The 2393-nt window shown below is 72.4% G+C and carries 2 protein-coding genes; both read left to right on the top strand.

Features of this window, described 5'->3' with window-relative positions:
* The coding region (locus tag VM840_12355) for a hypothetical protein (GenBank protein HVL82371.1) at positions 1-332 on the top strand (332 nt) is incomplete at its 5' end.
* 76 nt (positions 333-408) lie between these two features.
* Positions 409-2393: transglycosylase domain-containing protein (locus VM840_12350; protein ID HVL82370.1), on the top strand; the 1985-nt coding region annotated here is incomplete at its 3' end.

Genomic DNA, 2393 nt, shown 5'->3' with positions numbered 1-2393 from the left:
GCTGCTGCGCGTGCTCCCAGACCCAGAAGGACATCCCCACCGCTCCGGCCGCGCCGATGGCCGCCGTCGTGAGCGCGGGGGCGGACCCCGTCCAGGAGGTCGTGGCGGAGAGCCCGGTCCCGACCCCGCAGCCGACCCCGGAGCCGCCGACGGTCTTCCTGGCCGCAGCCGCGCCGGTCCGGTCATCGCACGTCCCGCTGCCGGCGATCGCTCTCGCCCTCCTCGCGTTCGCGGCGGCGCTCGCCCTGCGCGACTCCTATGAGCCGCTGCGGATGGGGCCGGCACAGGCCCTGGCCGACCGCACGGTGAGCGCCCTGCTCGACCGCGACTGACAGGGCGGACCGGTCCCTTCGGGCCAGGTTGAACCATCCCCGGCCCGGGAATGAGCCGCCCGAGGTGATGAGATCCATGCGGTCGAACGTCCCGGGATCGGACCCGGACCTGGCCATGCAGCGCAGGGTGCTGCTGGTGGCGACGGCGGTCGCCTTCTTCGGGATCCTCGCCGCCCCCGCGACCCGGGCGGACGTCTCGACCGGGGTGAGCCAGATCATCCTCTTCGTCGCTTCCCCGTTCGCACCGGATATCGGGGGGTTCGACGATCTGCCGGAGGCGACGGTGGTCGTCGCCGCCGATGGAACGGAGGTGGGCCGGCTGGGGTCGGAGCACCGCGAGCACATCCCGCTGGACTCGATCCCCGAGCACGTCCGCCACGCCGTCCTGGCCGCCGAGGACGCCCGCTTCTACAGCCACTCCGGCGTCTCGCCCGCGGCCATCGTCCGGGCCGCCTTGAACAACGTGACCGGTGGCCGCGTGCAGGGGGGGAGCACGATCACCCAGCAGCTCGCGAAGATCAACTACACCGGAGGTGAGCGGACGCTCCTCAGGAAGATCCGGGAGCTCCTCTACGCGGCGCGTCTCGAGCGCACGTACTCGAAGGACGAGCTCCTCGAGCGCTACCTCAACCAGGTGTACTTCGGCCAGGGGGCGTACGGCGTCCAGATCGCTGCCCGCTCCTTCTACGGGGTGGAGACCTCCGGGCTCACCGTCGACCAGGCGGCGACGCTCGCCGCGAAGATCCGGTCGCCCGAGGGACTCGACCCCCGCAAGGACGCCGAGGCGGTCCGGGTCCGGAGGGACGCCGTCCTGCGTTCGATGGAGGGCCAAGGGTGGCTCTCCTCCGAGCACCGCCAGGCCGCGGAGGCGGCTCCCCTCCAGGTCGTGCCGGGGGGTCCGGCCGTGGACGGGACCGGGATCGCCCCCCACTTCGTACGGTACGTGGGCCGCGAGGCTCTCACGGTGGACGCTCTGAGCCCAGACCCGGAGGTGAGACGCCGGCAGCTGCACGGCCGGGGCGGGTTCCGGATCGAGACCACCCTCGATGCGCGGATGCAGAACGAGGCGGTGGAGGCCGTCCGGGAGAACCTGGGCGAGCCGGGGGACCCGGCCACGGCGGTCGTCTCGGTCGTCCCCGGCGACGGCGCGATCCGCGCGCTCGTCTCGGGTCTGGACCCGGCCCAGGAGTTCGACGTGGCCACCCAGGGGAGACGCCAGCCAGGGTCGGCCTTCAAGCCGCTCGTCTACATGGCGATGCTGCGAGAGGGGATCGACCCCCGATCCACCTTCGACCCGACGTCGCCCAAGACGCTCGACTGCCGGGGCGAGCCCTGGCCGGTCTCCAACTACGAGGGGGAGGGGAGCGGCCCCCCGATGAACATGGACGACGCGATGGTGGCCTCGGTGAACGTCGTCTACGCCCAGATGATCACCGAGGTCGGCCCGAGATCCGTCCGCGACGTGGCGGTCGATGCCGGTGTCGCCGAGGACGCGGTCAACCCGGCCGTCTGCGCGATGGCCCTCGGGGGGTTGAAGGAGGGCGTGAGCCCGCTCGAGATGGCCGGGGTGTACGCGGCGTTCGCCGCCGAGGGACGGTACGCGCAGCCTTACGCGATCACCCGCATCCTGGACCGGGGCGGACAGGTCCTCTACGAACGCGAGGACGCCGAGCCGGACCAGGTCTTCGAGGGCGATCACGTGGCCGTGATGAACCGCGCGCTGCGTGGCGTCGTCACCGACGGGACCGGTAGGGCCGCGTCCATCGGGCGTCCGGTCGCCGGCAAGACCGGGACCACCGACTCCTACACGAACGCCTGGTTCGTCGGGTACGTCCCGCAGCTCGCCACCGCCGTCTGGGTAGGGCGACCCGAGGGGGACGTCCCGATGACCGACGTGCGGGGACGTTCGGTATCGGGCGGCTCGTACCCGGCCGCGATATTCGGCGACTACATGCGGGACGCCCTGGCCCGGGTCCGTCCGCGCGACATCCGCACGATGGACCCGGACGCGCTGGGACTGCGGATCATCGGCGCCCAGCCGACCCCCACCCCGTCCCCGAC

It is taken from the genome of Actinomycetota bacterium, assembly GCA_035540895.1.
Classification (GTDB): Bacteria; Actinomycetota; JAICYB01; order JAICYB01; family JAICYB01; genus DATLFR01.
The sequence above is the reverse complement of the archived record's forward strand: the minus strand, read 5'-3'. Positions and strand labels throughout refer to the sequence as shown.